25 protein-coding genes are annotated in these 26,011 nt (G+C 60.9%); 13 read left to right on the top strand and 12 right to left on the bottom strand.

The genetic code is table 11. The features are described 5' to 3' along the window. The first annotated feature begins 284 nt into the window (after positions 1–284). Positions 285–1,244 carry a DUF6515 family protein gene (locus ACP7BN_RS13220; RefSeq protein ID WP_426204641.1) on the top strand — a complete coding sequence of 320 codons (960 nt, stop codon included), beginning with the start codon at positions 285–287 and terminating at the stop codon, positions 1,242–1,244. Here ACP7BN_RS13220 and ACP7BN_RS13215 read toward each other — a convergent pair. Together ACP7BN_RS13215 and ACP7BN_RS13210 are read right to left on the bottom strand one after the other, a co-directional pair. Continuing rightward, entirely contained in the window at positions 1,229–2,134 is a 906-nt protein-coding gene (locus tag ACP7BN_RS13215; protein ID WP_426204639.1) for a cation diffusion facilitator family transporter, read from the bottom strand. The genes ACP7BN_RS13220 and ACP7BN_RS13215 overlap by 16 nt on opposite strands. Positions 2,135–2,149: 15 nt before the next feature. Further along, positions 2,150–2,569 carry a polyribonucleotide nucleotidyltransferase gene (locus ACP7BN_RS13210; protein ID WP_187680958.1) on the bottom strand — a complete coding sequence of 140 codons (420 nt, stop codon included), beginning with the start codon at positions 2,567–2,569 and terminating at the stop codon, positions 2,150–2,152. A 109-nt stretch (positions 2,570–2,678) separates the two neighbouring features. Here ACP7BN_RS13210 and hrpB point away from each other — a divergent pair, with 109 nt between their 5' ends. Continuing rightward, the gene (gene hrpB / locus ACP7BN_RS13205) at positions 2,679–5,198 is read left to right on the top strand and encodes an ATP-dependent helicase HrpB (RefSeq protein WP_426204636.1); all 2,520 of its coding nucleotides are present in this window, start codon (positions 2,679–2,681) and stop codon (positions 5,196–5,198) included. A gap of 52 nt (positions 5,199–5,250) precedes the next feature. On the opposite strand, the gene ACP7BN_RS13200 is transcribed toward hrpB, so the two are convergent. After that, positions 5,251–6,330, bottom strand: a complete 1,080-nt coding sequence (locus tag ACP7BN_RS13200; protein ID WP_426204634.1) for an endonuclease/exonuclease/phosphatase family protein — start codon at positions 6,328–6,330, stop codon at positions 5,251–5,253. A gap of 75 nt (positions 6,331–6,405) precedes the next feature. Further along, positions 6,406–7,080 (bottom strand): YciC family protein, encoded by a 675-nt coding sequence (locus ACP7BN_RS13195; protein WP_420648505.1) that lies wholly within the window; start codon positions 7,078–7,080, stop codon positions 6,406–6,408. Between the two features lie 177 nt (positions 7,081–7,257). Here ACP7BN_RS13195 and ACP7BN_RS13190 point away from each other — a divergent pair, with 177 nt between their 5' ends. The 3 genes from ACP7BN_RS13190 (at position 7,258) to ACP7BN_RS13180 (ending at position 9,330) form a co-directional block, all read left to right on the top strand. Then, complete coding sequence (locus tag ACP7BN_RS13190; RefSeq protein WP_420648504.1) at positions 7,258–7,986, top strand: DUF2076 domain-containing protein; 729 nt, start codon at positions 7,258–7,260, stop codon at positions 7,984–7,986. A gap of 221 nt (positions 7,987–8,207) precedes the next feature. Continuing rightward, a complete protein-coding gene (locus tag ACP7BN_RS13185; protein ID WP_042561201.1) occupies positions 8,208–8,687 on the top strand; it encodes an NYN domain-containing protein in 480 nt (159 codons plus the stop codon). 37 nt (positions 8,688–8,724) lie between these two features. Then, positions 8,725–9,330 (top strand): 3'-5' exonuclease, encoded by a 606-nt coding sequence (locus tag ACP7BN_RS13180; RefSeq protein ID WP_426204632.1) that lies wholly within the window; start codon positions 8,725–8,727, stop codon positions 9,328–9,330. Between the two features lie 9 nt (positions 9,331–9,339). On the opposite strand, the gene ACP7BN_RS13175 is transcribed toward ACP7BN_RS13180, so the two are convergent. Continuing rightward, on the bottom strand, positions 9,340–9,792 hold the full coding sequence (locus ACP7BN_RS13175) for an Lrp/AsnC family transcriptional regulator (RefSeq protein ID WP_420648502.1): 453 nt from the start codon (positions 9,790–9,792) through the stop codon (positions 9,340–9,342). Between the two features lie 163 nt (positions 9,793–9,955). On the opposite strand from ACP7BN_RS13175, the gene yedA reads away from it, so the two are divergent. Continuing rightward, complete coding sequence (gene yedA / locus ACP7BN_RS13170; RefSeq protein WP_426204629.1) at positions 9,956–10,894, top strand: drug/metabolite exporter YedA; 939 nt, start codon at positions 9,956–9,958, stop codon at positions 10,892–10,894. A 65-nt stretch (positions 10,895–10,959) separates the two neighbouring features. Continuing rightward, positions 10,960–12,294, top strand: coding sequence for a DEAD/DEAH box helicase (locus tag ACP7BN_RS13165; RefSeq protein WP_426204627.1), 1,335 nt, complete (start codon positions 10,960–10,962; stop codon positions 12,292–12,294). 212 nt (positions 12,295–12,506) lie between these two features. Here ACP7BN_RS13165 and ACP7BN_RS13160 read toward each other — a convergent pair whose 3' ends face one another. Continuing rightward, the gene (locus ACP7BN_RS13160; protein WP_426204625.1) at positions 12,507–13,748 is read right to left on the bottom strand and encodes a TIGR03862 family flavoprotein; all 1,242 of its coding nucleotides are present in this window, start codon (positions 13,746–13,748) and stop codon (positions 12,507–12,509) included. A 175-nt stretch (positions 13,749–13,923) separates the two neighbouring features. Further along, positions 13,924–14,844: a histone deacetylase family protein gene (locus ACP7BN_RS13155; protein WP_426204624.1), complete on the bottom strand. Its 921-nt coding sequence runs from the start codon at positions 14,842–14,844 to the stop codon at positions 13,924–13,926. Between the two features lie 83 nt (positions 14,845–14,927). On the opposite strand from ACP7BN_RS13155, the gene ACP7BN_RS13150 reads away from it, so the two are divergent. The 3 genes from ACP7BN_RS13150 (at position 14,928) to ACP7BN_RS13140 (ending at position 17,066) form a co-directional block, all read left to right on the top strand. Continuing rightward, the gene (locus ACP7BN_RS13150) at positions 14,928–15,497 is read left to right on the top strand and encodes a GNAT family N-acetyltransferase (protein WP_420648496.1); all 570 of its coding nucleotides are present in this window, start codon (positions 14,928–14,930) and stop codon (positions 15,495–15,497) included. Between the two features lie 109 nt (positions 15,498–15,606). Beyond that, on the top strand, positions 15,607–16,476 hold the full coding sequence (gene tesB / locus ACP7BN_RS13145; RefSeq protein WP_420648495.1) for an acyl-CoA thioesterase II: 870 nt from the start codon (positions 15,607–15,609) through the stop codon (positions 16,474–16,476). Beyond that, on the top strand, positions 16,473–17,066 hold the full coding sequence (locus tag ACP7BN_RS13140) for an HAD family hydrolase (protein ID WP_426204622.1): 594 nt from the start codon (positions 16,473–16,475) through the stop codon (positions 17,064–17,066). Before tesB ends, ACP7BN_RS13140 begins: the two co-directional genes overlap by 4 nt. A 142-nt stretch (positions 17,067–17,208) precedes the next feature. Here ACP7BN_RS13140 and ACP7BN_RS13135 read toward each other — a convergent pair whose 3' ends face one another. Beyond that, positions 17,209–18,162 (bottom strand): alpha/beta fold hydrolase, encoded by a 954-nt coding sequence (locus ACP7BN_RS13135; protein ID WP_426204620.1) that lies wholly within the window; start codon positions 18,160–18,162, stop codon positions 17,209–17,211. Next, a complete protein-coding gene (gene ypfJ / locus ACP7BN_RS13130; RefSeq protein ID WP_426204618.1) occupies positions 18,163–19,050 on the bottom strand; it encodes a KPN_02809 family neutral zinc metallopeptidase in 888 nt (295 codons plus the stop codon). It lies immediately after the preceding gene. A gap of 325 nt (positions 19,051–19,375) precedes the next feature. On the opposite strand from ypfJ, the gene ACP7BN_RS13125 reads away from it, so the two are divergent. After that, positions 19,376–20,254: a DMT family transporter gene (locus ACP7BN_RS13125; protein ID WP_426204617.1), complete on the top strand. Its 879-nt coding sequence runs from the start codon at positions 19,376–19,378 to the stop codon at positions 20,252–20,254. A 60-nt stretch (positions 20,255–20,314) separates the two neighbouring features. Here ACP7BN_RS13125 and ACP7BN_RS13120 read toward each other — a convergent pair whose 3' ends face one another. Further along, positions 20,315–21,652 carry an MFS transporter gene (locus ACP7BN_RS13120; protein ID WP_426204615.1) on the bottom strand — a complete coding sequence of 446 codons (1,338 nt, stop codon included), beginning with the start codon at positions 21,650–21,652 and terminating at the stop codon, positions 20,315–20,317. A gap of 273 nt (positions 21,653–21,925) precedes the next feature. Between ACP7BN_RS13120 and quiC the strand changes: the two genes are divergently transcribed. Next, positions 21,926–23,827 carry a 3-dehydroshikimate dehydratase QuiC gene (gene quiC / locus ACP7BN_RS13115; RefSeq protein ID WP_426204613.1) on the top strand — a complete coding sequence of 634 codons (1,902 nt, stop codon included), beginning with the start codon at positions 21,926–21,928 and terminating at the stop codon, positions 23,825–23,827. Positions 23,828–23,929: 102 nt separating this feature from the next. After that, on the top strand, positions 23,930–24,616 hold the full coding sequence (locus ACP7BN_RS13110; RefSeq protein WP_426204612.1) for a TetR family transcriptional regulator: 687 nt from the start codon (positions 23,930–23,932) through the stop codon (positions 24,614–24,616). 37 nt (positions 24,617–24,653) lie between these two features. Here the strand turns inward: ACP7BN_RS13110 and ACP7BN_RS13105 are convergent, their stop codons facing one another. Continuing rightward, on the bottom strand, positions 24,654–25,508 hold the full coding sequence (locus tag ACP7BN_RS13105; RefSeq protein ID WP_426204610.1) for a shikimate dehydrogenase: 855 nt from the start codon (positions 25,506–25,508) through the stop codon (positions 24,654–24,656). Beyond that, positions 25,505–25,954: a type II 3-dehydroquinate dehydratase gene (gene aroQ, locus ACP7BN_RS13100; RefSeq protein WP_426204608.1), complete on the bottom strand. Its 450-nt coding sequence runs from the start codon at positions 25,952–25,954 to the stop codon at positions 25,505–25,507. Before aroQ ends, ACP7BN_RS13105 begins: the two co-directional genes overlap by 4 nt. Between the last annotated feature and the right edge of the window lie 57 nt (positions 25,955–26,011).

Below are 26,011 nucleotides of genomic sequence, written 5' to 3'. Positions count from 1 at the left end.
CCTGCCGCGGCCGCCACCCCCACCGGGGCTGGGCCGGCCCCCGAGCTGCACACTGTCCACAAGACGGCGTGAGGTGAGCCGACGTCATAAGCGTCGAGCCAGGACGCAATTCTCTAGAAGGGAGGCCGACGGGTCTCCCTTTTTTCTTGCGCGCGATTTACTGCCCCAGCGCTCAATAAATAAGTTGCGTGACTGATAACCTGTAGCAGAACCCGGTGTGTATTTGCCCGGTCTTAGCTACACGCCATTCTTAATCACAGGCCTGAGCCGCAGTGAGGAATTTCATGAAGTCGCGCATCTGGCAGCTGGCCGGTGTTGGTTTGCTGTGTGTGAGTGTCAGTGCGCAAGCACTTGCCGATGATCCCGAGAGCCGCAGCCCGCAGAACAACGAAATCATTCGTGGCGACAACAGCCGCCAGTTCGAGCGCAACGGACAGCCGCAGCATAACGGCCAATGGCAGAACCAGAACCAAAACCAAAACCAGAACCGTCCGGCGTACAACCCCAACCCGGTGCGCCAGCCGCCACCGCCGCCGCAATTGCCGGCCAACAGCCTGCCGATCCAGCCGCGCCCCGATGCCGTGCGCCAGACTCAGGAACCACGCCAGGGTTACTACCGCGACGAGCGCCCACAAAACGGCCACAACCAGCAATGGCAGACCGGCAACCGTCCCAACGACAATCGCTGGCCCGGTCGCCCACAGGGACACGGCAACGGCTGGGGGCCTGGCCCGCAATATCGGCCGGGGCATGTGATCGACCGGTTCCCGGATCGTGACTACCGCGTGCCGTATCGCGGCCAGGATTATTTCTACTCCGGCGGCTACTGGTATCGCCCGCAAGGCCCGCGTTACATCGTGGTCCAGCCGCCGCGCGGGATTCGTACGCAGTACCTGCCGGATTACGCGCGCGAAGTGTGGATCGGCGGTTCGCTGCTGTTCCTCGCCGCGGGTTCGTATTACGCCTATCAAGAGACCACGCAGGATTATGTGGTGGTCGAGCCGCCGGTGCAGCAGCAACCGCAGCCGACCAGTAATGGCTACGACGTCGAAGCGTACCCGGCCAACGGCCAGTCGCCGCAGCAAGTGCAGCAGGACGGTTATCAGTGCTATCAGTACGCGGTGCAGCAAAGCGGTTTCGATCCGCGCACTGCGACCTACCAGCCGGCGCCCGAAGTGGTTCAGGCTTACCGTCAGGCGCAGGGCAGTTGCCTGAGCAGTCGCGGATATCAGGTCAACTTCTGAGCCCGAGCGGCGTTGACCACTTCCTGCGGGTCGGCGTGCACCAGCACTTCGGCCTTTGGGTAAGCGGCGTGAATCGCATCCGCCGCATGATCGCTGATGCCGTGGGCGACTGACAACGTCAGTTCCCCGGGCAATTCCAGGTGCAACTGCACGAACCAGTGATTGCCGGAAATCCGCGTGCGCAGATCGTGCGCACCGAGTACTCCGGGCACACCGCAGGCCAATTGCAGCATGTGCTCGCTGACGTCCGTCGGCAGTTCCTCATCCATCAGCACCGAAAAACTTTCGCGGGCGATCTGGATTGCGCTCCACAAAATGTACACCGCGATGCCCAGACCGAACCACGCATCCAGTTGATCAAAACCCAATCCGGCCAGCACCAGCGCAATCAGAATGCTGCCGTTGAGCAACATGTCCGAACGGTAATGCAGCGAGTCCGCGCGCACCGCGTTGGAGCCGGTTTCCCTTATCACCCGATGCTGCAACATCAACAGCGCCAAGGTCAGCCCCAGCGAAAACACGATCACGCCAATGCTCAGCCACGGCGCGCCGAGGGGCTGCGGGTTGTTCAGTCGCTCGTAGGCCTGAAACGCAATCAGCACGGCGCTGCCACCAATGAATAGCGCCTGCGCCATGCCGGCCAGCGATTCCGCTTTGCCGTGGCCATAACGATGATCGTCGTCCGCCGGACGCAGCGCGTAATGCACCGCGAGCAGATTGAGCACCGACGCCACGCCATCCAGCGCCGAATCGGTGAGGCCGGCGAGCATGCTCACCGAGCCGCTCAACCACCAGGCGATGGCTTTGGCGACGATCAGCGTGCAAGCCACCGCCACCGAGGCGCGGGTCGCCAGCCGCAGCAGGCGGGCGTGTTCGGGGCTGGATGTCATGGGTGCATCGATTCCTTATGCGGCAGGTTGCAGGCCGAACATCGCCAGTTGCTGAGTGCTGCCCTTGTGCTGGATCAGGCGCGGATCATCCAGTGGCAAGTTACGGCCCAACTCGCTTTCGAGAATAGCCTGCAACTTGAGGTTATCGACCTGACCGTCCGGGCCGATGGCTTGCTTGAGCTTGGCCGGATCGACTTGGGCGGTGTGGCCCGGTTCGAAATAGATCGCGCCAGTGGCGAAGTCCACGGCAAACGCAATCAGGCCAGGAACGATGTAGAACAACAGGCCGACGGCATCGAGCACGGCAATCGCCGGGTCAATCTTGCCATCGATCTGGCCGCGCCGGTCGGGATAGAAAATCGAGCCGCACGCGGTGATTTGCGTGAGCAGGGTGGCAACCAGTACACCGCCAATCAGGCGAAAAGGTAAGCGCATGGGAAATCTCCTGAGTCATCTATTAACGAAGCGTAGTCGGGTGAAGTTAAGACCCTGACGAACGCCCGGCAGTTCGCCGTTATACTCGGCCCTCTGTTCTGGAGCCAGCATGATTTCTTTACCCATCGACGAAGTTTTACCCGCCCTGCGTGAAGCCTTGGCGACACGCAACGAAGCCGTGCTTGAAGCGCCGCCCGGCGCCGGTAAAACCACCCGCGTGCCGTTGGCCCTGCTCAATGAAGCATGGCTGAACGGGCAGACCATCCTCATGCTCGAACCACGGCGACTCGCCGCCCGCGCTGCTGCCGAACGATTGGCCAGCGAGCTTGGGGAGAAGGTCGGCGAAACCGTCGGTTATCGCATTCGCCTCGACAGCAAGGTCGGCCCCAACACGCGCATCGAAGTGGTCACCGAAGGCATCCTCACCCGGCGTTTGCAGGACGATCCGGCGCTGGACGGCGTGGGTCTGCTGATCTTCGACGAGTTCCACGAACGCAGCCTCGACGCCGACCTCGCGCTGGCGCTGAGTCTGAACGGTCGCGAGCTGTTTCGCGATGAACAACCGCTGAAGATTTTGCTGATGTCGGCCACGCTTGAAGGCGAGCGCTTGTCCGGATTGCTCGACGACGCGCCGATCCTGCGCAGCGAAGGGCGCATGTACCCGGTGACGATGCGCTGGGGCCGGCCGTTTCAGCCCGGCGAATACATCGATCAGCGCGTGACACAAACTGTGCTCGAAGCGCTGAACGATGAAACCGGCAGCCTGCTGGTGTTCTTGCCGGGGCAAGCGGAGATCCGTCGCGTTCATCAACAGTTGGTGGATGCCATCGGCGAGAAAAGCAATGTCTTGCTCTGCCCGCTGCACGGTGAACTGGATCTGAACGCACAACGCGCCGCCATCGACCCGGCGCCGCCCGGCCAGCGCAAAGTGGTGCTGGCGACCAATATCGCCGAGACCAGCCTGACCATCAATGGCGTGCGCGTGGTGATCGATGCCGGACTGGCGCGGGTGCCGCGTTTCGATCCGGGCAGCGGCATGACCCGCCTCGACACTCAGCGCATCTCCAGGGCCAGCGCCACCCAGCGCGCCGGTCGCGCCGGTCGCTTGGAACCGGGCGTGTGTTATCGCCTGTGGTCGCAGGATCAACACGAACAACTGGCGGCCTACGGCAGCGCGGAAATTCTCTCGGCGGACCTGGCCGGGTTGGCGTTGCAACTCGGTCGCTGGGGCGTGACGCCGCAGGATCTGGTCTGGCTCGATGTGCCCCCAGCCGCAGCCTATGCACAGGCGCAGGATCTGTTGCAGCGCCTCGGTGCGCTGGATGGCGAAACCCTCAATCGTCACGGTCAGGCGATGGCCGAATTGCCGGCGCATCCGCGCATCGCGCATTTGCTGCTGCGCGGTCAGGCATTGGGGCTGGCGACAATGGCCTGCGACGTCGCCGCACTGCTTGGCGAACGCGACATTTTGCGTGGCGCCGGCGCGGACCTGCATAGCCGTTTGGTGCTGTTGTCCGGCGAAGAACGTGCGGCCCGTGGCGCGCAGGGCGGCGTGCAGCGTGCGCGGCAACTGGCGCGGCAATATCGCGGTTATCTGCGCGGCAAAGCCACTGAGCCGGTCAGCGATCCCGATCATCCGCGTTGGCTCGGCGCGCTGCTGGCGCTGGCCTACCCGGATCGCGTCGCGCAGCAGCGGCGCGCCGGAGGTGCTGAATACCGTCTGGCCAACGGTCGCGCGGCGCTGTTCGCCGAGGCCGACAGTTTGATGAAACAAGCATGGATCGTCATCGCCGACCTCGGCAGCCGTCAGGGCCAGCGCGAGGAACGGATTTATCTGGCGGCGGATTTTGATCCGGCGCTGTTCGACTCAGTGCTCGCCGAGCAGGTGCACAGCGTCGATCAACTGGACTGGGACGAACGCGAAGGCGTATTGCGCGCCGAGCGTCAGCGCAAGGTCGGCGAACTGATCCTCAGACGCGAACCGCTGACCGGTCTCGACGAGAATGCGCGCAGTCAGGCACTGGTCAATCTGGTGCGGCGCAAAGGTCTGGAGCTGCTGCCGTGGACCCCGGAACTGCGCCAGTGGCAGGCGCGAGTGGCGCTGTTGCGTCAACTGGATCTGAGCGCAAAGGGCGAGAGCCAATGGCCGGATGTCAGCGACGCGACGCTGCTGAAAACCCTCGAACACTGGCTTATGCCGTATCTGGGCAAGGTCTCGCGACTGAGTCATTTCGCCAACCTGGACCTGTCGAGCATCGTGCGCAACCTGCTGCCATGGCCGTTGCCGCAACAGCTCGATGAACTGGCACCGCATCATCTGAGCGTACCGTCGGGTTCATCGATTCGCCTGGATTACAGTGAGCACCCACCGATTCTCGCGGTGCGTTTGCAGGAGTTGTTTGGCCTGGCCGAGACGCCGCGAATTGCCGGCGGGCGGCAGGTGGTGAAGTTGCATCTACTGTCACCGGCGCGGCGGCCGGTGCAGGTGACGCAGGATCTGGCCAACTTCTGGCGCAGCACTTATGCCGAAGTGAAGAAGGATTTGAAGGGGCGTTATCCGAAGCACTATTGGCCGGATGATCCGCTGGTGGCTGAGGCCACTGCACGGGCTAAACCGCGTGGCACCTGAGGATCAAAAGATCACAGCCTCGTTGCACTCGACAGCCCCTTGGGATGGGTAATCAAGGGGCGGCGGGCAACAGGAACCGTGCAATCACCGGCAAGTGATCGGAGATGCGCAAGGTATCGTCCTGGCGCACCGTCGCTTGAATGCGTTTGATCTTGGCGCTGTAGAACAGATAGTCGACGGTGCGATCCGGGCCATTCAGGCCGGGGTCGTTGGGGTAGTGCGTCAGCCAGCGTGCGCGGTCGATGCCGCTGGCCTCGTTGTTGGTCGGGATCATCGGATACTTGTCCCACAGCAGATGCAGCGCGCTGTCGGCGGAGTAGGGCGTGCGTTGTTCGGCCGGCAGGCGTCGATACTGGCCGAGCGGCAATAGATTGAAGTCGCCGCCGATCACCCACGGTGTGCCACGGCTTTCGTATTTATCGAGGACTTTGGCCACCGCCGTCACTTGCGCTTGCAGGGTGTCATCAGATTGGCTGGCGCGATCCAGATGAGTGTTGAAAACCGTCAACTGGCTGCCGTCGCTGAGTGGCAGGGTGGTCGCGAGCAAGGCGTTTTTTGGCTGGAACTGGCGGCTGATGAAGTTGGATGGTTCGACCGGTAATTGCAGGCGTTCGGCGTGTTCGATGCGATAGCGACTGAGGGTCGCCAGTTGCCGGCCGACACTGCCGAAGATGTGCCGGTCAGGCACGAAATCAGCCTTCCAGTCGAAAGCGCTGACGCTGCACGGGTACAGATCGGCGACCCGTTCCTGCAACAGTTTCAACTGATTCTGATAGTCGCTGGCCTTGGCCCCGTCATCGAGTTCCTGCAACAGCACCACATCGGGCTGCTCGTCGCGGATCACCCGCGCCACTTCGTCGAGGCTGAAGGCCATGTCTTCGCGGGTCGGCGCTTCATCGTCGCCCTGAGCCAGATCATTCCAGAACACATAACGTTTGCCGGCCAGGTACTGCACGTTCCACGTCATGACTTTCATGGCTTGACCTGGCATCAGCGTCGGCGGCTGGCCGGAGCAACTGATCGGCAGAGTCTCGCGGGCGTCGGGGCGCCAGGTCAGGCTGTAGATCAACACGCCGATCACGGCGAGGGCGAGCAATACCAGCAGCAGGGTGTAACGCAGTAGACGGGTCATGGCTCGGCTTATAGCGATACGAAAGTGGCCCCGAGCATACCCGAGTGCAGGCCGTGCGCCCAAGCGCCTGCGCAGTCAGACGGTTCCGTTTTGTTTGTCGGGCGATTCACTGATCAGCATGAACAGGCGAAACAGCACCACGCTGGTGAACAGTTGCAGGAAGCTGTGGGCGCTGTCGATGAGGATCGCGATCAACGGATTCTGCGGGTCCGGATACACCTCCAGCGTCAATCCCTTGAGCAGCCACAGCGGCGCCATCACGCACAGGATGCACACCAGAATCCGCAGAAAATGCCCACGGCTCAAGCGCAGGCTTTCCTTCATCGCCTGCAACGGGCTGAAGCCGCGCAGCACCAGCAGGTATTCGCCAAATGCCAGGGTGACCATCAGCCACAGCCCCGGCAGGAAATACAGCGACAGGCCGAGCAGAATCAGCAAGGTATTGAGGGCGGTGAGCAAGGCGAAACGTGGCCACAACGTGGCGGCCATCGCCAGCAAGTCGCGATTACGCGGCGACTCGCCACGGCTGCGCGCATCGAGAAACAGAATCAGCGCGGCGGTGTACAGCGGATACACCAGCAGGCCGACGATGATGCTGATCGCCGAGTAGTCCTGCGACACGTCAGCGTGATCGACCACCTGTTGCAGCACCGCTTCAAAGATCACCAGCGGCAGACACAACTGGACGATCCGGCCCAAATGGCGTTTGAAGAAATACAGGGAGTCACGCAGTACATCGAAGGCATTCATCGGTCGGATCGCAGGTCGAAAACAGTGGCCCACTTTAACCGATGATGGCTTTTGCTGCGCAAACGTAAACGTTCGGTAAAGGTCATTGAAACATCTTGTCACTGCCTCCATTACGGAAGGGCACCTTGCTCGGATCGGGCGAGGGCAACGTTATCTCCGGCAATCTACGAGGTCGCCATGAACAGCGAAGAACAAACCCTGATCGATGGACTGTTTTCCCGGCTGCAACAAGCCGAAACGGAGGCAGCCCCGCGCGACGCCCAGGCCGAAACGCGGATCAAGGAACACCTGATGCGCCAGCCGGCGGCAGGTTATTTCATGACCCAGGCGATTCTGGTGCAAGAAGCTGCGCTCAAGAGTCTTGATGAACAGAACAAACAGCTGACCCAGCAAGTTCAACGTTTGCAGGCTGAGTTGCAATCGGCCAAAGCGCAGGGGACTGCTCCGGCGGCGAGTGGCGGCGGGTTTTTGTCGAGTATTTTTGGCGGTAATTCGCGTCCGGCTCAGAGCGCGCCAGTGTCGACGGGCGGCTGGCGTGAACCGGCACCGCAGCAGAATTTTGGTGCGGCACCTCCACAACAGAATTTCGGCGCGGCGCAGCCCAACTTTCCCGCGCCGCAAGCAGGCGGCAGCGGTTTCCTTGGTGGCGCGCTGAAAACGGCTGCGGGTGTAGCCGGTGGCGTGATGCTGGCGCAAGGCATCAGCAGCCTGTTCCATCACAACCAGCAGCCGGAAGAAATCGTTGAAGTGATCAAAGAAGAGCCGGCCCAGGTCAGCGACCAGAGCAACAACGGCTGGGGGGATGATCAGCACATGGCCAATAACGATAGCCAGGGCGGGTTCACCGACACCGACTACAGCGATGACAACTCATCGTTCTTCAGCGATGACGATTCGTTCGTCTGATAAGCGGTCGACACCAACCACTGTGGCGAGGGAGCTTGCTCCCGCTGGGGCGCGAAGCGGCCCTTTCTTTTAAAGGAAAGGTCTGCTGCGCAGTCCAGCGGGACGGTGCGACGATTCGACAAGCTCCCTCGCCACACTGCGTTTACTGGCATACTGAGCGCCTTTTTCAGGCCCCCCGCGCCTGATCCCGCTCATGCGCTTGCGCGCCCAGAGGAACTCCGGTGAAAAAAATCGCAGTGTTCGCCGATGTACAGAACCTCTATTACACCGTGCGTCAGGCCTATGGTTGCCACTTCAACTATGCGGCGCTGTGGGCGGACATCAGCAAGGACGGGCAGATCGTCGAGGCCTACGCCTACGCGATCGACCGTGGTGACAGCAAGCAGCAGCAGTTTCAGCAGATCCTGCGCAACCTCGGTTTCATCGTGAAGCTCAAGCCCTACATCCAGCGCAGCGACGGTTCGGCCAAGGGCGACTGGGACGTGGGCATCACCCTCGACATCATGGACGCTGCCGATCACGTCGACGAAGTGGTACTGGCCTCCGGTGATGGCGATTTCGACATGCTGCTCGAGCGCATCATCAGCAAACACGGGGTACAAGCAGTCGCCTACGGCGTGCCAGGCCTGACCGCCAACTCGCTGATCCGTGCCGCCAGCCGTTATGTGCCGATTGAAGGCGCACTGCTCCTGAAAAATTGAGCGGAACCTGAAGAATTGATTTGGAGTTGAACCCGGTTTGGAACGCATTGCAGTCATCGACTTTGAAACCACCGGCCTCTCGCCGAACAGCAGTTGCCGGGCCACGGAAATCGCCGTGGTCATGCTGGAAAACGGCCGTATCGTCGAGCGTTACCAGAGCCTGATGAACGCTGGCGTACGCGTCCCGGCGTTCATCGAGCAACTGACCGGCATCAGCAACGCCATGCTGCGTACCGCGCCATCCGCCGAGCAGGTGATGAACGAGGTCAACGAATTCGTCGGCTGCACGCCATTGCTCGCGCACAACGCCTCGTTCGACCAGAAGTTCTGGGACTTCGAACTCGGCCGCATCAAACGCACCCGCCTGCAAAACTTCGCCTGCTCGCTGCTACTGGCGCGCCGGCTGATGCCCGCCGCGCCGAACCACAAACTCGGCACCCTCACCACCTTCGCCCGCCTGCCGCACACCGGCCAGGCTCACCGGGCCATGGCCGACGCCGAAATGGCGGCCAACCTGATGGCGCATCTGGCTGGGGAGCTGCGGGAAAAACATGGAGTGCGCGAGTTGAATCATGATTTGCTGTGCAAGTTGCAAAAAATCCCGGCGGCGAAAGTCGGCGAGCATTTGCAGCGTTACAGATGATCGTGACCCTTACTTGCCGTTACCTTCGATGTGCCCCAACGGCACGCGCTTCTCTATCGCACTCGACAACACAATCGACGTCTTGCTGAAGCCGAATTTCGCCACCCGATTGATCAGATCCTCCAGCTCGGGCATCGAACCCACTGCGGCTTTCATGATCACGCACGGATCGCCCGTCACTCGAAAGCACTCGGTCAGCTGTGGAATTTTCACCAGTTCGTCGTACACCTTCTGACTGCCGTGCTGGTTCAGGCGCAGTTCGATTACACACTGGATTGGCAAGCCGATTTTCGACAGGTCGATGTTCGCCTGATACCCGGTGATCACGCCGCTGGCTTCAAGTTTGGCCACGCGCTCGGCGACGGCGGGGGCGGAGAGGTTAACTTTGCGCGCCAGGTCGGCGTAGGACGCACGGCCGTTTTCGAGCAAGGCGCTGAGCAACATGCGATCGTATTTGTCCATGATGAAATTCCCGAAAAAGCCAATCCTTCGAAATCGCGGTAAATGCCGCTGATCTCCGTGATTTCAAAAGTGTACCGGCGCGATAAACAGGTTTTGTAACTTATTTTTGCCCGCTGGCCTTTCTAGAATAACCAATCCCCTGTCTCTGACATTCGAGCTGCCCATGTCCGCCCTGCGCCGTTTTTCCTTGCCGCTGATCGCCGCGTTTTTCGCGTTGTATGTGATTTGGGGCTCGACCTATCTGGTGATCCGTATCGGCGTCGAATACTGGCCGCCGCTGATGCTCGGTGGTGTGCGCTTCGTGATTGCCGGCAGCCTGATGTATACGTTCCTGCGCTGGCGCGGGGTGCCGGCGCCGACGTGGGCGCAGTGGAAAGCGGCGGGGATGATCGGGATTTTGTTGCTGAGTTGCGGCAACGGCGCGGTGACCCTGGCCGAGCACAGCGGGGTGGCTTCGGGCGTTGCGGCGTTGGCGGTGGCGACGGTGCCGCTGTTTACGCTGCTGTGCGGCTATTTCTGGGGCGCGCGCAATACCCGTCTTGAATGGGCTGGAGTGGTGCTGGGCATTATCGGCATCGCCATGCTCAACATGGGTTCCAACCTGCAATCGAGTCCGTTCGGTGCGACGTTGCTGATTTTTGCCGCGGCTGCCTGGGCCTTCGGTTCGGTGTGGAGCAAACACTTGCCGCTGCCGCAGGGCGCGATGGCCAGCGCGGCGGAAATGCTCGTTGGCGGCGTGGTGCTGTTGATCGGCAGCGCGCTCAGCGGCGAACACTTGCAAGCTGTGCCGCCGCTGGAAGGCTGGCTGGCGCTGGCGTATCTGATCTTCTTCGGCTCGATCATCGCCTTCAACGCTTATATGTATCTGTTGAAAAACGTGCGACCAGCGGCGGCTACGAGTTATGCCTACGTCAATCCGGCGGTGGCGGTGTTGCTGGGGATCGTGTTTGTCGGCGAGACCATTGGTATAGAAGAAGCACTGGCGATGCTGGTGATCATCAGCGCTGTGGTGCTGATCAGTCTGCCGCAGTGGCGTCGCAAGCCGCCGCAGCCCGTGGCGACCAAGCCTGTGGCCGTGGCGGAAGAATCGACTGTGAATTAGGGTAAACTGCGCGTCATTACGCATTCGTTTTGCACAATCGCGCTGAATTTTCCTACGGTACTTCCATGACTTTCGCCTCCCTTGGCCTGATCGAACCCTTGCTGCGCTCCCTCGAGACGCTCGGCTACCAGACCCCGACGCCGGTGCAGGCGCAAGCCATTCCGGCGGTGCTGGCCGGTCGCGACCTGATGGCTGCGGCCCAGACCGGCACCGGCAAGACCGCCGGTTTCGCCTTGCCGTTGTTGCAGCTGCTGAGCATGGAAGGGCCGAAAGTCGCTGCCAACTCGACGCGCGCGCTGATTCTGGTGCCGACCCGCGAACTGGCCGAGCAGGTTCACGAAGCCGTGCGTCAGTACGCCGAGAACCTGCCGCTGCGCACCTATGCGGTGTATGGCGGCGTGAGCATCAACCCGCAAATGATGAAGCTGCGCGGCGGCGTCGATGTGCTGGTGGCGACGCCGGGTCGCTTGCTCGACCTGTACCGCCAGAAGGCGCTGAAATTCAATCAGTTGCAAACCCTGGTGCTGGATGAAGCCGACCGCATGCTCGACCTGGGCTTCTCTGAAGAACTGGGCAACATCTACCGCGCGCTGCCGAAAAAACGTCAGACGCTGCTGTTCTCCGCGACCTTCTCCGATGACATCCGCCTGCTGGCCGGGCAGATGCTCAACGATCCGCTGAGCATCGAAGTCAGCCCACGCAACGTTGCCGCCAATACCGTCAAGCAGTGGGTGGTGACGGTGGACAAGAAGCGCAAGGCTGAACTGTTCGTGCACCTGATGCGCAAAAGCAAGTGGAAGCAAGTGCTGGTGTTCGCCAAGACCCGCAACGGCGTGGATGCGCTGGTGGAAAAACTTCAGGGCCTCGGCGTGAACGCCGACGGTATCCACGGCGACAAACCGCAAGCGACCCGTCAGCGCGCGCTGGACCGCTTCAAGGCGAGTGAAGTGCAGATTCTGGTGGCGACCGATGTTGCCGCCCGTGGTCTGGACATCGAAGATCTGCCGTTGGTGGTCAACTTCGACCTGCCGATCGTGGCCGAGGATTACATCCACCGTATTGGCCGCACTGGCCGCGCCGGCGCGACTGGCGAGGCGATTTCGCTGGTGTGTGCCGATGAAGTGAACATGTTGTCGGCGATTGAAACGCTGACCCGCAGCACCTTGAAGCGCGAGATCGAGCCGGACTTCGTGCCTGAGCATCGGGTGCCGGAAACGGATGCCAGCGGTCAGGTGATCAAGAAACCGAAGAAACCGAAAAAGCCCAAGGTTTCCGGTGGCGGCAAGCGCAATCTGGGTAAGTGGGTGGACAGCGGGGATACGCCGGCGCCTGAGGTGGCGGTGAAGCCTGTGCGTAAGGTGCCGGTGTTCAATACTGGGCCGCGTAAGCGTAAGCCTTAAGGGTTTAAGGTCAAAGGCGAAGAGCCCCTCACCCTAACCCTCTCCCGGAGGGAGAGGGGACTGATTGGGGGATGCCTCAGAAATCCATCGACCTGACCCTGCTTTACCGAATCCATAATCGACTTGGTCATTCAGGTCGATGTATGACGCCAGACACCTCGGTCGGCTCCCTCTCCTGGGGGAGAGGGCTGGGGTGAGGGCAATGGGTACACTCAATTCCCGCGCCGTAACCACTCCAGCATTCCAAAACCCGCCGCCCGCCCACTGGCAAAACACCCCGTCAGCAAATACCCGCCAGTCGGCGCCTCCCAATCAATCATCTCCCCCGCACAAAACACCCCCGGCAACGCCTTAAGCATCAACCGCTCATCCATCGCCTCGAACGTCACCCCGCCCGCACTGCTGATCGCCTCATCCAGCGGCCGGGTTCCCACCACCGTCAGCGGCAACGCCTTGATCGCCCGCGCCAACAGCGCCGGGTCGGCAAACGTCGCCGCATCAGTCAGCTCGCGTAACAACGCCGCTTTCACCCCATCAATCCCCAACTGACTGTGCAGATGCTTGGCCATCGAGCGCGAGCCACGCGGTTTGCTCAGCGCAGCCTGAACCTTATCCACAGGCCGCCCCGGCAGCAGGTCAATATGGATCGTCGCCGAGCCATGCTGATTGATCGCCTCACGCATCGGCGCCGACAAGGCGTAAATCAGACTGCCTTCAATCCCGGTCGCGGTGATCACGCATTCACCCAGACGCGGGATGTCGTCGTTCAAACCAATGGCAATATTTTTCAGCGGCGCGCCAGCGAATTTGCTTACGAGCAATTCGCTCCATGCCTGCACTTCGAAGCCACAATTACTCGGCTGCAACGGCGCCAGTCCTACACCGCGTTGCTCCAGCGCGAGCATCCAAGCGCCGTCGGAACCCAGCCGTGACCAACTGCCGCCGCCGAGGGCGAGCAGGGTGGCGTCAGGCTTCAGGGTTTTCTCGCCGTCCGGGCTGTCGATGCGCAGCGCGCCGTGTTCATCCCAACCGAGCCAGCGGTGGCGGGTGTGGATAACTACGCCGCTGTCGCGCAGGCGTTTGAGCCAAGCGCGCAGGAGGGGCGCGGCTTTCATGTCGGTGGGAAATACGCGGCCGGAGCTGCCGATGAAGGTTTCGATGCCCAGATCGTGAATCCAGCGGCACAACGCATCGGCGTCGAACGCGCGCAGCAGCGGGGCGATTTGCGGGGCGCGTTCGGCGTAGCGCGCGAGGAACGCCGGATACGCTTCGGAATGGGTGATGTTCATACCGCCGACGCCAGCGAGGAGGAACTTGCGACCGACCGAGGGCATGCCGTCGTACAGATCGACGCTTACGCCGGCCTGACTCAACACTTCGGCCGCCATCAGGCCAGCGGGGCCGCCACCAATGATGGCGACGCGAGCGGGAAGGGCGGCGGGAGTCTGAGTCATGGCGGGATTTTCGGCAGTGCGGAATAAGCCGCGCATTCTAGCAGCACCGCCGATTGCCGGGCCTGATCAAAAAATAACCAGTGCGTCGTGAGCTATGGCCAGTAAGGCCTGTAGTCCCTTTCACTCAGGTTATCCACAGGCCGTTCCACAGCGATTGTGGGTAACGCAGCACAACTCAATGACAACCGAATGACTGCCAGACCCGCTGCGCGCTGTGATGGAGGATGCCGTGACGGCGGGCGAGGGCCTGGCGATCCTTGCTGTAACCGCCGCCGATCACGCCAACCAGCGGGATGTCGCGGCCCAGGCAATGGCGCATCACGCTTTCATCGCGGGCGGCGACACCTGCGTCGGTCAGTTGCAGATAACCGAGGGCATCGTCCTTGTGTACGTCGACCCCCGCGTCGTACAGCACCAGATCCGGTTGATACAGCGGCAGCAAATAGTTGAGCGCATCGTCGACGACGTTCAGGTAATCGGCATCGCCCATGCCTTTGGGCAGTGGAATATCCCAGTCACTTTCCGCTTTGCGTGCAGGAAAGTTCTTTTCGCAGTGCAGGGAAACGGTGATCGCTTCCGGGGTGTTGTGCAGAATCCGTGCGGTGCCATCGCCCTGATGCACGTCGCAATCGAAGATCAGCACGCGGTTGACCCGACCGCTTTGCAGCAGGTACTGGCTGATGATCGCCAGGTCGTTGAAGATGCAGAACCCGGCCGGGTAGTCGTAATGCGCGTGATGCGTACCGCCGGCGAGGTGACAGGCGAGGCCATGCTCCAAAGCTTTTTCCGCCGCCAGCAACGAGCCACCAACTGCGCGCACCGTACGCCGCGCCAGCGCTTCGCTCCACGGCAGGCCGAGGCGCCGCTGGTCTTCGCGGGACAACTCGCCGCTCATGTAACGTTCGATATAGCTACGGTCATGGGCGAGGGCGAGGATGTCGTTCGGGCACAGCTCCGGGCGCAGCAGTTGTTCGTCGCGCGTCAGGCCGCTGTCCACCAGGTGATCACGCAGCAGACGGAATTTGTCCATCGGGAAGCGGTGATCCGCCGGAAACTCGGGGCTGTAGTCTTCGTGGTAGATCAGCGGCAACGGCATGGCAGGACTATTCACAAAGGCTGTAGGAAAGAGTGCAAAGCCTACCAGCGATGTAGACTGGCGGCATCAAGCGGAGGGGCGGGATGGAACCGATACTGGAGCTGGAAAGCGCGAGGCTGTTGCTGCGCCAATGGCAGGACGAGGATTTGCCCGAGTTTGCGGCGATGTGCGCCGATCCGCAGGTGATGCGCTACTTTCCTGCACGTTTGAGCCGACTGGAAAGCGCCGCGCTGATCGGTCGCGTGCGCGGGCATTTCTCCGAGCACGGTTACGGTTTGTGGGCGCTGGAGCGCAAGGACACTGGCCAGTTCATCGGTTTCACCGGCCTCGGCGTGGTCGGTTTCGACGCACCGTTTACGCCGGCAGTGGAGATCGGCTGGCGGCTGGCCAAGGAACATTGGGGCCTGGGTTATGCCAGTGAAGCGGCGTGGACCGCTCTGCGCTGCGGCTTTGACCGGGTCGCGTTGAAGGAAGTGGTGTCGTTCACCAGTGCGACAAATCTGCCGTCACAAAAAGTCATGCAGGCCATCGGCATGCATCACGCGCCGGACGATGATTTTGAACACCCGAAACTTGCCGTCGATCACCCGTTACGTCGGCATGTGCTGTACCGCATCACGAGGGAGCAGTGGCTACAAACCTTGCATGGATAAGCAGGCGCGGACGTTTACAATGGCCGCCATCATCATGGCGTCGGCCAGAACCTGAATCGCCCGCCGCAGCCAAGACTGCGCGGCATTGCTTTGTGTGAGGAGAGTCTGAATGAGCCAAGTGCTGGAAGATCTGGTGGATCTGCTGACCCTTGAACCGATCGAGGAAAACCTGTTCCGTGGCCGCAGTCAGGACTTGGGGTTCCGTCAGTTGTTCGGCGGCCAGGTACTCGGCCAGTCGCTGTCGGCGGCCAGTCAGACCGTTGAAGAAGCGCGGCATGTGCACTCGATGCACGGCTATTTTTTGCGTCCGGGCGACGCCAAGTTGCCGGTGGTGTACTCGGTTGATCGCGTGCGTGACGGCGGCAGTTTCAGCACGCGCCGGGTCACGGCGATCCAGAAGGGTCACCCGATTTTCACCTGCAGTGCGTCGTTTCAATACGATGAAGAAGGCTTCGAGCACCAGAGCCAGATGCCGCAAGTGGTCGGGCCGGAAAACCTGCCCTCCGAGCTGGAGTTGTTCCAGCAGCGCGCGCACTTGATTCCGGAGCACATGCGCGAAAAGCTGCTGTGCCCGAAGCCGATCGAAGTGCGTCCGGTCACCGAGAAAGACCCGTACAACCCGCAACCCGCCGATCCAGTCAAATACGTGTGGTTCCGGGCCGATGGCGCTTTGGCTGATTTGCCGGCGCTGCATAAATACCTGCTGGCTTACGCCTCGGACTTCGGTCTGCTGACCACTTCGATGCTGCCGCACGGCAAATCGGTCTGGCAGAAAGACATGCAGGTCGCCAGCCTCGACCACGCGCTGTGGTTCCACAATGACCTGCGCGCCGATGACTGGTTGCTCTACGCGATGGACAGTCCGTGGGCCGGCAATTCGCGCGGGTTCTCCCGTGGCAGCGTGTACAACCGCGCCGGGCAACTGGTGGCGTCGGTCACTCAGGAAGGCCTCATCCGCCATCGCAAGGATTGGGCATGAGTCTGGCGGATGTGCGGCATTGGGTGTTCGACATGGACGGCACTCTGACCGTCGCGGTGCATGATTTCGCGGCGATCCGGGTGGCGTTGGCGATACCGGCGGAGGACGACATTCTTACGCATCTGGCCGCGCTGCCTGCCGACGAAGCGGCGGCGAAACATGCGTGGCTGCTGGAGCACGAGCGCGATCTGGCGCTCGGTTCTACGCCGGCACAAGGCGCGGTGGAACTGGTGCGCGATCTGCATCAGCGTGGTTATCGGCTCGGGATTCTGACCCGCAATGCGCGGGAGTTGGCGCATGTGACGCTTGAAGCTATCGGCCTTGCGGACTGTTTCGCGGTGGAGGATGTGCTGGGGCGGGATGATGCGCCGCCCAAGCCGCATCCGGGCGGATTGCTGAAATTGGCGGATGCCTGGGCGGTGCCGGCCAGTGAGATGGTGATGGTCGGCGATTACCGCTTTGATCTGGATTGCGGTCGTGCCGCTGGTGCGCGGACGGTGCTGGTGAATCTGCCGGATAATCCTTGGCCGGAGCTGACGGATTGGCATGCGAAGGATTGTGTCGAGTTGCGGCGGATGCTTTTGGCTTGAGATTTTTGTGGTCTGTCAGGGCCTCATCGCTGGCAAGCCAGCTCCCACAGGGATTTGCAGTGGATGCAGAATTTGTGTCCTACACAAATCACCTGTGGGAGCTGGCTTGCCAGCGATGGCGCCAGATCGATCAACACAAAATTCATTGATCAAACAAAGCTTTCTGCCCCTCAGGCGAGGTCAACATCCCATCGCCGTCATGCCCGACACCAGGCACTTCAATCAGCCGTTGATTGACCCCTTCCGGATGCCGGCGCAGCAGATAGCTGAAAAACAGCTTCCCGCGCTCCAGTCGGAATGCTCCCTGCGCCTTGGCCGCACAACTCTTGTCCAGAGCCGGATGCTGCGGGTCGGTGTCCTGCTGACCCAACAGATAAATCACCTCGCGTTTCACATAACTGCTTTCAAGCTGCGCGGGCGATTGCCCACCGGCGTAGATCGGCGCATCCGCCAGACCGTACTTCCAGCGATTGAAACCTGCGCACTTGGCATGATCGAACGCCACCGGCCGCTGTTCGTTGAAGTACGCATAAGAGGATGGATTGGCCACCACATAGCGCAGCCGAATGCCGTTGGCTTTGAGCGCCGGTTGTTCACGGGCGAGCAGGGCGTAGCGCTGCACGACTTGACCACCGCCGGAATGACCGAAAATCACCACCTGTTTCACATCCGGAAACTGCTTGCGGTCGGCCAGGCGCGCGACGATTTCATCCAGCGCCGCGTAGGAACTCAGCGGATTCGGCCCGGTGGATAAGCCGCCACCCATCCATTCATTGCCGCTCCAGCGCAAAACACTGGCCGGCAACGAATACAGCGCGACGTCACTTTCATTGAGAAACTGCGGGGCGATCACCAGCGTGTTGGCAGATTGCCCGGCCAGTTCCGCCGCGCTTTCGGCACTCTTGCGATAGGTCTCGGCGTTGCGCAATCGGCCATGAATGACGATCAGCACACGCTCGATTTTCGTCGGTGCCGGGCCGATGCCCACGGCCATTTCCCCGGCCTGCAGTTGCAGGCGTCCGGGGCTGATCGCATCGACGCCGGCCGCTTGCGCGGTGCCGACTATCACCAGTAAAGCCAACAGCCACTTATGCATTTACAGGTTTTTCGCCGCAAAGGTATCGCACTGGCCGACCTGGCCCTGAGCGAACCCGGTTTTGAACCAGCGCACCCTCTGCGCCGACGTACCGTGGGTGAAGGAGTCCGGCACCACGCGACCCTGACCCTGTTGTTGCAAGCGATCATCACCGATGGCATTGGCCGCGTTCAAGGCTTCTTCAATGTCGCCCGGTTCCAGCCAGTTCAGACGCTTCTGCGCATTGTTGGCCCAGACGCCGGCCAGACAATCGGCCTGCAGTTCCTGACGCACCAGCAAACCACCGTCGCCTTCCATCTGCCGACCTTGCTGGCGCGCGGCCTGAATTTTCGCCGATACACCAAGCAGCGTCTGCACATGGTGTCCGACTTCGTGCGCGATCACGTAGGCCTGAGCGAAGTCACCGGCAGCCTCGAAGCGCTGGGACATTTCCTGGAAGAACGCCATGTCCAGATAGACCTTCTGATCTGCCGGGCAATAGAACGGGCCGGTGGCTGAAGTCGCCAGGCCGCAGGCGGAATTCACACGGCTGCTGAACAGCACCAGCGTCGGCTCTTTGTATTGGCGACCGGCCTGCTGAAAAATCGCGCCCCAGGTGTCTTCGGTATCACCGAGGATCGAACGCACGAATTCGGCTTGTTGATCGTTGGCTGGCGGTGCCTGACGAGTTTGCGAAGTCGGCGCCGCTTGCTGCGTGCCTTGGCCGGTGAGCTGACCGAGGATCTGCAGCGGATCCTGCCCGGTGATCCAGCCGATGCCAACGATCAACAGAATCGCGCCCAGGCTCAGGCCTTTGCCGCCACCGAAGCGCATGCCGCCACCACCGCCCCCGCCATCACCACGGGCGTCGACGACGTTGTCACTGCGTCGGCCTTTTTTCCATAGCATGTGGGAATCCTCTGATTGTTGGTGGTGAAAAGTATTTGGTGATGAGTGTTGCTGGTGTGTGAGTGTGGCGCCAGTCCGGTCGTCCGTCTATTGCCGGGCATGGCACACTGCTCGTGCTGACGGGTAAGAACCCTGAGCGCGCAGCAAATTCCCTTGAAGCGGTTTTTTGCAGGAGTAAGCAGGCTCGCTCCCTCAGGTATTCATGGCGCAATTGAAAGTGTGCGCTGTTCGCACCGGTTCAGGATAGATGCGCGTGCTAACTTGGAAGTGAGTTGTAAATTGTCACTGAGGCTCTTTCCTCATTTCGTTTTTTCAGAGACCGCCAATGACCGTCAGCACCCCGTTATCAGGTGTCAACCAACCCTTCAAAGGGATCTTGCTGATTGTCGTCGCGACTTTTCTGTTTTCCAGCCACGACGCGTTGTCGAAATACCTCTCGGGTTTCTATCCGATCGTGATGGTGGTCTGGGCGCGCTATGTGGTGCACACGTTATTGATGGCGGGGATTTTTCTGCCGCAGTCCGGGTTGCGCGTCCTGCGCACCAAGCGCCCGTTATGGCAGTTGGCGCGGGCGTTGTGCCTGCTCGGCACCAGCCTGTTTTTCACCACGGCGCTGCTGTACATCCCGTTGGCCGAGGCCACGGCGGTCAACTTTCTTGCGCCGGTGCTGGTCACGGCGCTGTCGGTGCCGTTGCTCAAGGAACGCGTAACGCGCGGGCAATGGATTGCGGTGATTTGCGGATTTGTCGGCGTGCTGATCATCGTCCATCCCGGCGGCGAACTGTTTACGGCCGCGATCCTGTTGCCGTTCTGCTCGGCACTGTTTTTCTGCTTCTATCAACTGCTGACGCGCAAGCTCAGCGAGATCGACAGCCCGACTACCAGTAACTTTTTCGCCGGGTTGTGCAACACGCTGGTGATGAGCGCGATTGTGCCGTTCTTCTGGCAAGTGCCGAGTTTTGGTCACGGGTTGTTGATGCTGGCGCTGGGCAGTTGCGGGATGACCGCGCATTTGTTTCTGACCCAGGCGTTCCGCCATGCGGCACCGGCGCTGCTGGCACCGTTCGGCTATTGCCAGATTGTGTTCGCGGGGTTGTTGGGCTGGTTGCTGTTCGATCACACACCGACCTTGCTGACAGTGGTCGGGATCGCGGTGATCTGTTGCAGCGGACTGGCGGCAGCGTGGCAACAGAGCCGGCGCTGAAAGGAACCGATATTTGTGGGAGCTAGCCAGCTAGCTCCCACAGTGGTTTGTGTAGGCCGGTTACTCGGTAATCGTCGGGATTTTGCGTGGCGCCATGAAGTACATCCAGGTCAGTGCGAGGAAATACATCGCCGGAATCAGCGTGAACAATACGGTGTAGTTGTTGTTGGTGACGGTGAGGATATGGCCGACGATCTGGGTCATGAACATCCCGCCGATCGCCGCGCACATGCCGCCGAAGCCGAACACCGTGCTCATCATGTGCTTGGGCGTGTAGTCCATGACCAGACTCCAGATGTTCGCCGTCCACGCCTGATGCGCGCCAATCGCCAGTGATATTGCAGCGACCGCCACCCACAGATTGCTCGAACCGGCCGCCATCACCACGCCGATGATGCAGCAGGCGAACAGCAACATCGACAGCAGACGCGCCTTGATCGCGTTCATACCGCGCCCGATCAGGAACGAAGACAGAATCCCGCCACCGACACTGCCGAAGTCAGCCGTGACATAGATGATGATCAGCGGAATGCCCATCTGGGTCACGTTGATGCCCAGGTTGTATTGCTGATTGAGAAACGGCGGCAGCCAGTACAGATAAAACCAGAACACCGGCGCGGTCAGCGCGTAGGCGATGGCGAAGGCCCAAGTGCCGCGCATGCGCAGTATTTTCGAGAATGGCACGGCGGGCTGTTCCGGTTCGGCCTCTTGCTGGATGTAATCCAGCTCGGACTGTTTAACGCTCGGGTGATCTTCCGGATTGAAATACTTCAGGCCCCAGAACAGCAGCCAGATGCCGCCAAGTGCCGCCATGCACAGGAACGCGGCTTGCCAGCCCCACACATGCAGCACCAGCGGCAACAGCATCGGGGTAAACATCGCGCCGACGTTGGTGCCGGCGTTGAAGATGCCGGTGGCCACGGCGCGTTCACCGGCCGGGAACCACAGGCGCGTGGTTTTCACGCAGGCCGGGTAGTTCGCTGCTTCGGTCAGGCCGAGGATAAACCGGCAGACCATGAATCCGACCGCTGAAGTCGCCAGACCGTGGGCGCCGGTGGCCAGGCTCCACAACAGTACGGCGCAGAAGAACACACGCTTGACGCCAACCCGGTCGATCAGTCGTCCTTGCAGCACGAAGCCGATAGCGTAGCCGACCTGAAACCAGAAGTTGATATTGGCGTAGTCCATCGCCGTCCAGCTCATTTCCTTGGCGAGGATGGGCTGCATGACGCCAAGAGCGGCGCGGTCGATGTAGTTCAGGGTGGTGGCGAAAAACACCAGCGCCAGCATGCCCCAACGGGTCTTGCCGACGGCCATGGCGCCACGGATCTTGTCGCCGATGCCACCGGTGGCAGTGCTCATGGCCGGAGCCATGCGGGAAGTCTGTGAAGGAATCATGTGTTCCACCCGTTTTTGAATTTGTTATGTGGTGTTGTTTTCTCATTAACACTGCGACCGATGGTTCACGTCCGGACTCAATGAGGGGTCGATGGTGGGCAGTGGACGAAAAATCGTCAATTCGTCAAAACGGCTTAGTGTTCGATAATCGCACGCAAAACTAACCGGGTAGTACACTTTAAATTGCTGTGCGCAGGCATGCAGCCAATAATTTCCCCCAATGATAAAACCGGCGCAATCCACGTAGCCGACGTCTCCATCGGGAGTTGAAACATGCAGCGATCCATTGCCACCGTGTCCTTGAGCGGAACCCTGCCGGAAAAACTCGAAGCCATCGCCGCCGCCGGGTTCGACGGGGTGGAGATCTTCGAGAACGACCTCCTGTACTACGACGGCAGCCCGCGTGAAATTAAACAGATGTGCGCCGACCTCGGGATCGCCATCACGCTGTTTCAGCCGTTCCGCGATTTCGAAGGCTGCCGCCGTGATCGCCTTGCGCGCAATCTGGAGCGCGCCGAGCGCAAGTTCGATCTGATGCAGGAACTCGGCACTGATCTGGTGCTGGTGTGCAGCAACGCCTCGCCGGACAGCATCGGCGATCAACAAATCCTCATCGACGACCTGCGCCTGCTGGCCGAACATGCTGGTGCCCGTGGCTTGCGTATCGGCTACGAAGCGCTGGCCTGGGGGCGTCACGTCAATACTTATCAACAGGTCTGGGACATCGTGCGTCAGGCTGATCATCCGAGCCTCGGCGTGCTGCTCGACAGTTTCCATACCCTGTCGCTCAAGGGCGATCCACGCGCGATTGCCGAGATTCCCGGCGACAAGATTTTCTTCGTACAAATGGCCGACGCGCCGATCCTCGCGATGGACGTGCTCGAATGGAGCCGGCATTTCCGCTGCTTCCCGGGGCAGGGCGAATTCGATCTGCCAGGCTTTCTCGCGCCGATCATTCAGAGCGGTTACACCGGGCCGCTGTCGCTGGAGATCTTCAACGACGGTTTCCGCGCCGCGCCACCGCGAGCCAATGCGGCCGATGGGTTGCGTTCGCTGCTGTATCTGGAAGAGAAGACCCGTCAGCGTCTGGAACAAGATGTCCGGCCTGTGGATAACCGCGAAATCCTCTTCGAAACGCCGAAGGCCAGCGAGTACAACGGCATCGAATTTCTGGAATTCGCCGTGGATGAAAGCCTCGGCGCCAAGCTGTCGAACTGGCTTGAGCGGCTGGGCTTCGTCAAGGCCGGGCAGCATCGTTCCAAGAGCGTGAGCCTGCTGCGTCAGGGCGATATCAACCTGATCCTCAACTCCGAACCCTATTCGTTCGCCAACAGTTTTTTCGAAGCCCATGGCCCGTCGCTGTGTGCCACGGCGGTGCGGGTCAAGGACAGTGCGAAAGCCCTGGCGCGTGCGGTGGCCTATAAGGGTCAGCCATATCGCGGCCTGGTCGGCCCCAATGAGTTGGAGCTGGGCGCGGTGCGTGCACCGGACGGCAGCCTGATTTACCTGGTGGATGAGGAGGCGGATGTCTATGGCACCGATTTCAATATGCTCTCGGGTGCGTTCGCAGGTGGCGGTCTTAAACGCATTGACCACATGGCCATGGCGCTGCCGGCCGACAGCCTCGACAGTTGGGTGCAGTTCTACAAAAGCCTGCTGGATTTCGTCGCCGATGACGAAGTGGTACTGCCCGATCCCTACGGTCTGGTGAAGAGTCGCGCGCTGCGCAGTCGGGACAGTTCGATCCGTTTGCCGCTGAACATTTCCGAGAACCGCAACACCGCAATCTCACACGCACTGTCGAGTTATCGCGGCTCCGGGGTGCATCACATTGCCTTCGATTGCGATGACATCTTCGCCGAGGTCAGCCGCGCGAAAGAGGCCGGTGTGCCATTGCTGGACATCCCGCTCAACTATTACGACGACCTCGCTGCACGCTTCGATTTCGATGAAGAATTCCTCAGCGAGCTGGCCTACTACAACGTGTTGTACGACCGCGATGCGCAGGGCGGCGAGCTGTTCCACGTTTACACCGAAGCGTTCGAAGGACGTTTCTTCTTCGAAATCATCCAGCGCAAGCACGGCTACGCCGGTTATGGCGCGGCCAACGTGGCGGTGCGGCTGGCGGCAATGGCCAAAGCACGCAGTGGCGCAGTTCGCCAGGCGAAGTTGTAGGTATTTCGTAAACGCGGCGTTAAACACGAGCTGCGCGGCTTCCTTCACTGTGGCGCGCAGCCCATAATCGCCAGCCTGTGCAGTGATGGCCGTGAGCCCGCGATGACAATCAATTCAGAACTTTCCGCCGCCGACGCCGCACCAGCTGTAGCCCACGTCGAGCCGCGCAAAAGTCGCAAGAACAACCCGGAAAAAACCCGCGAAAATATTCTGCAAGAGGCGATCGTCGAGTTCGTCCAGCAGGGCCTGTCCGGTGCTCGCGTCGATTCGATTGCCGAGCGCATCCACACCTCCAAACGCATGATCTATTACTACTTCGGCAGTAAGGAACAGCTGTACGTCGAGGTGCTGGAGAAACTTTACGGCGACATCCGCACCACGGAAAACCGTCTGCACCTGGCTGAGTTGCCACCGGTGGAAGCGATCCGCCGCCTGGTCGAGTTCACCTTTGATCACCATGATCGCAACGTCGATTTCGTGCGCATCGTCAGCATCGAAAACATCCACAACGCCGAGTACGTGAAGCGTTCGGATGCGATCAAGGCAATGAACAACACGATCCTCGATTCGCTCAGCGAGATTCTGCGACGCGGTGCTGCTGAAGGCTTGTTTCGCGCCGGACTCGACGCGCTGGATGTGCATTTGTTGATCAGTTCGTTCTGCTTCTATCGCGTGTCGAACCGACATACGCTGGGTGCGATCTTTCAGGTTGATCTGCCGGATGAAGGCATCAAGCAGCGCCATCGCGAGATGATTTGCGAGTCGGTTTTGCGCTATTTGCAGACGTGACACGCATTGAGGGAGGCCCAGGCCTCCCTCAACGTTTTCAACCATTCATGCTTTGAAAATGCGCGAGCATGCGCTGCGCATCCGGCACCACGCCGCTGAACAACTCAAACGCCTTCACTGCCTGAAACACCGCCATGTTGCCGCCGTCCAGCGTACGGCAGCCCAAGGCGCGGGCGGCGCGCAGCAACTCGGTTTCCAGCGGGAAATACACAATCTCCGCTACCCACAACTCGCGCCGCAGCAGCTCGACCGGCACTGGTGTGCCTGGCAGTTTAGCCATGCCCATTGGCGTGGTGTTCACCAAACCATCAGCCTGATTCAGCGTGCCCGGCAGATCCTGTCCGGCCACCGCACGAGCCGCGCCGAAATGCTGGTTGAGATTGTGCGCCAGGCTTTGCGCGCGCTCGGCGTCCACATCAAAAATACTCAGTTGCTGTACGCCTTCGCTCAACAGCGCGTGGGCGACTGCCGCCCCGGCGCCACCCGCGCCCATCTGGACTACACGTTCGCGGGCAGCGTCTTGTAGGCCACGACGAAAACCTTCGGCGAATCCCAGGCAATCGGTGTTGTGTCCTACACGTTTGCCGTCTTTCAGCACCACGGTGTTGACCGCGCCGATGCCGCGCGCTTCTGGCGATAACTCATTGAGTAGCGGAATGATCGCCTGCTTGCACGGGAAGGTGATGTTCAGCCCGGTGTAGTTCATGCGCTCGGCGGCCAGCAACAGGTCGGGCAGGGCGCTGCTGTCGAGTTTCAGCTGATCGAGATCGATCAACCGGTACAGGTAACGCAGGCCTTGTTCGTCACCTTCGTGCTCGTGCAGTGCCGGGGTGCGGGAGGCCTGAATGCCGGCGCCGATCAGCCCGGCGAGTATCACGTTGGCGCGGCTCATGCGCTTCTCCCTGTCAGTCGCTGGCTGAAATGTTCCAGGGCCAGCCGATAGCCATGGCTGCCAAAACCGCACATCACCGCGGTGGCGATGGCGGAAACGAATGACTGATGGCGGAACGGTTCGCGGGCGTGGACGTTGGACAGGTGCACCTCGATCACCGGCAGTTCGCTGGCGACCAATGCGTCGCGAATCGCCACTGAGGTGTGTGTCCAGGCTGCCGGATTGATCACGATCCCGGCGCAGCGGCCACGGGCGGCGTGAATCCAGTCGAGCAGTTCGCCTTCGTGGTTGGTCTGGCGAAACTCCACCGCCAGGCCGAATTCTTCGCCGGCGCGCCCGCACAAGGCGGAGATATCAGCCAGGGTTTCGTGGCCGTAGGTCGCCGGCTCACGGGTGCCGAGCAGGTTCAGGTTCGGGCCGTTAAGCACCAGAACGATAGGGGCCATGGGAACAAACTCCACTTATTGTTTTTGGCATCGGCCGAGTGTTTCGGCCTGTGGATA

It is taken from the genome of Pseudomonas sp. TWP3-1, from assembly GCF_049896625.1.
Taxonomy (GTDB): Bacteria; Pseudomonadota; Gammaproteobacteria; order Pseudomonadales; family Pseudomonadaceae; genus Aquipseudomonas.
This window is presented reverse-complemented; position numbering and strand designations above follow the sequence as displayed.

Bases quoted from the DNA above. Each gene is read 5' to 3' on its own strand.
- hrpB (WP_426204636.1), top strand. From the start codon at position 2,679: ATGATTTCTTTACCCATCGACGAAGTTTTACCCGCCCTGCGTGAAGCC.
- ACP7BN_RS13125 (WP_426204617.1), top strand. From the start codon at position 19,376: ATGACCGTCAGCACCCCGTTATCAGGTGTCAACCAACCCTTCAAAGGG.
- ACP7BN_RS13150 (WP_420648496.1), top strand. From the start codon at position 14,928: ATGGAACCGATACTGGAGCTGGAAAGCGCGAGGCTGTTGCTGCGCCAA.
- aroQ (WP_426204608.1), bottom strand. From the start codon at position 25,954: ATGGCCCCTATCGTTCTGGTGCTTAACGGCCCGAACCTGAACCTGCTC.
- ACP7BN_RS13160 (WP_426204625.1), bottom strand. From the start codon at position 13,748: ATGACTCAGACTCCCGCCGCCCTTCCCGCTCGCGTCGCCATCATTGGT.
- ACP7BN_RS13105 (WP_426204610.1), bottom strand. From the start codon at position 25,508: ATGAGCCGCGCCAACGTGATACTCGCCGGGCTGATCGGCGCCGGCATT.
- ACP7BN_RS13210 (WP_187680958.1), bottom strand. From the start codon at position 2,569: ATGCGCTTACCTTTTCGCCTGATTGGCGGTGTACTGGTTGCCACCCTG.
- ACP7BN_RS13155 (WP_426204624.1), bottom strand. From the start codon at position 14,844: ATGCCGTTGCCGCTGATCTACCACGAAGACTACAGCCCCGAGTTTCCG.
- ACP7BN_RS13220 (WP_426204641.1), top strand. From the start codon at position 285: ATGAAGTCGCGCATCTGGCAGCTGGCCGGTGTTGGTTTGCTGTGTGTG.
- ACP7BN_RS13135 (WP_426204620.1), bottom strand. From the start codon at position 18,162: ATGCATAAGTGGCTGTTGGCTTTACTGGTGATAGTCGGCACCGCGCAA.
- ACP7BN_RS13195 (WP_420648505.1), bottom strand. From the start codon at position 7,080: ATGAATGCCTTCGATGTACTGCGTGACTCCCTGTATTTCTTCAAACGC.
- ACP7BN_RS13200 (WP_426204634.1), bottom strand. From the start codon at position 6,330: ATGACCCGTCTACTGCGTTACACCCTGCTGCTGGTATTGCTCGCCCTC.
- ACP7BN_RS13165 (WP_426204627.1), top strand. From the start codon at position 10,960: ATGACTTTCGCCTCCCTTGGCCTGATCGAACCCTTGCTGCGCTCCCTC.
- ypfJ (WP_426204618.1), bottom strand. From the start codon at position 19,050: ATGCTATGGAAAAAAGGCCGACGCAGTGACAACGTCGTCGACGCCCGT.
- ACP7BN_RS13120 (WP_426204615.1), bottom strand. From the start codon at position 21,652: ATGATTCCTTCACAGACTTCCCGCATGGCTCCGGCCATGAGCACTGCC.
- yedA (WP_426204629.1), top strand. From the start codon at position 9,956: ATGTCCGCCCTGCGCCGTTTTTCCTTGCCGCTGATCGCCGCGTTTTTC.
- ACP7BN_RS13110 (WP_426204612.1), top strand. From the start codon at position 23,930: ATGACAATCAATTCAGAACTTTCCGCCGCCGACGCCGCACCAGCTGTA.
- quiC (WP_426204613.1), top strand. From the start codon at position 21,926: ATGCAGCGATCCATTGCCACCGTGTCCTTGAGCGGAACCCTGCCGGAA.
- tesB (WP_420648495.1), top strand. From the start codon at position 15,607: ATGAGCCAAGTGCTGGAAGATCTGGTGGATCTGCTGACCCTTGAACCG.
- ACP7BN_RS13140 (WP_426204622.1), top strand. From the start codon at position 16,473: ATGAGTCTGGCGGATGTGCGGCATTGGGTGTTCGACATGGACGGCACT.
- ACP7BN_RS13190 (WP_420648504.1), top strand. From the start codon at position 7,258: ATGAACAGCGAAGAACAAACCCTGATCGATGGACTGTTTTCCCGGCTG.
- ACP7BN_RS13175 (WP_420648502.1), bottom strand. From the start codon at position 9,792: ATGGACAAATACGATCGCATGTTGCTCAGCGCCTTGCTCGAAAACGGC.
- ACP7BN_RS13215 (WP_426204639.1), bottom strand. From the start codon at position 2,134: ATGACATCCAGCCCCGAACACGCCCGCCTGCTGCGGCTGGCGACCCGC.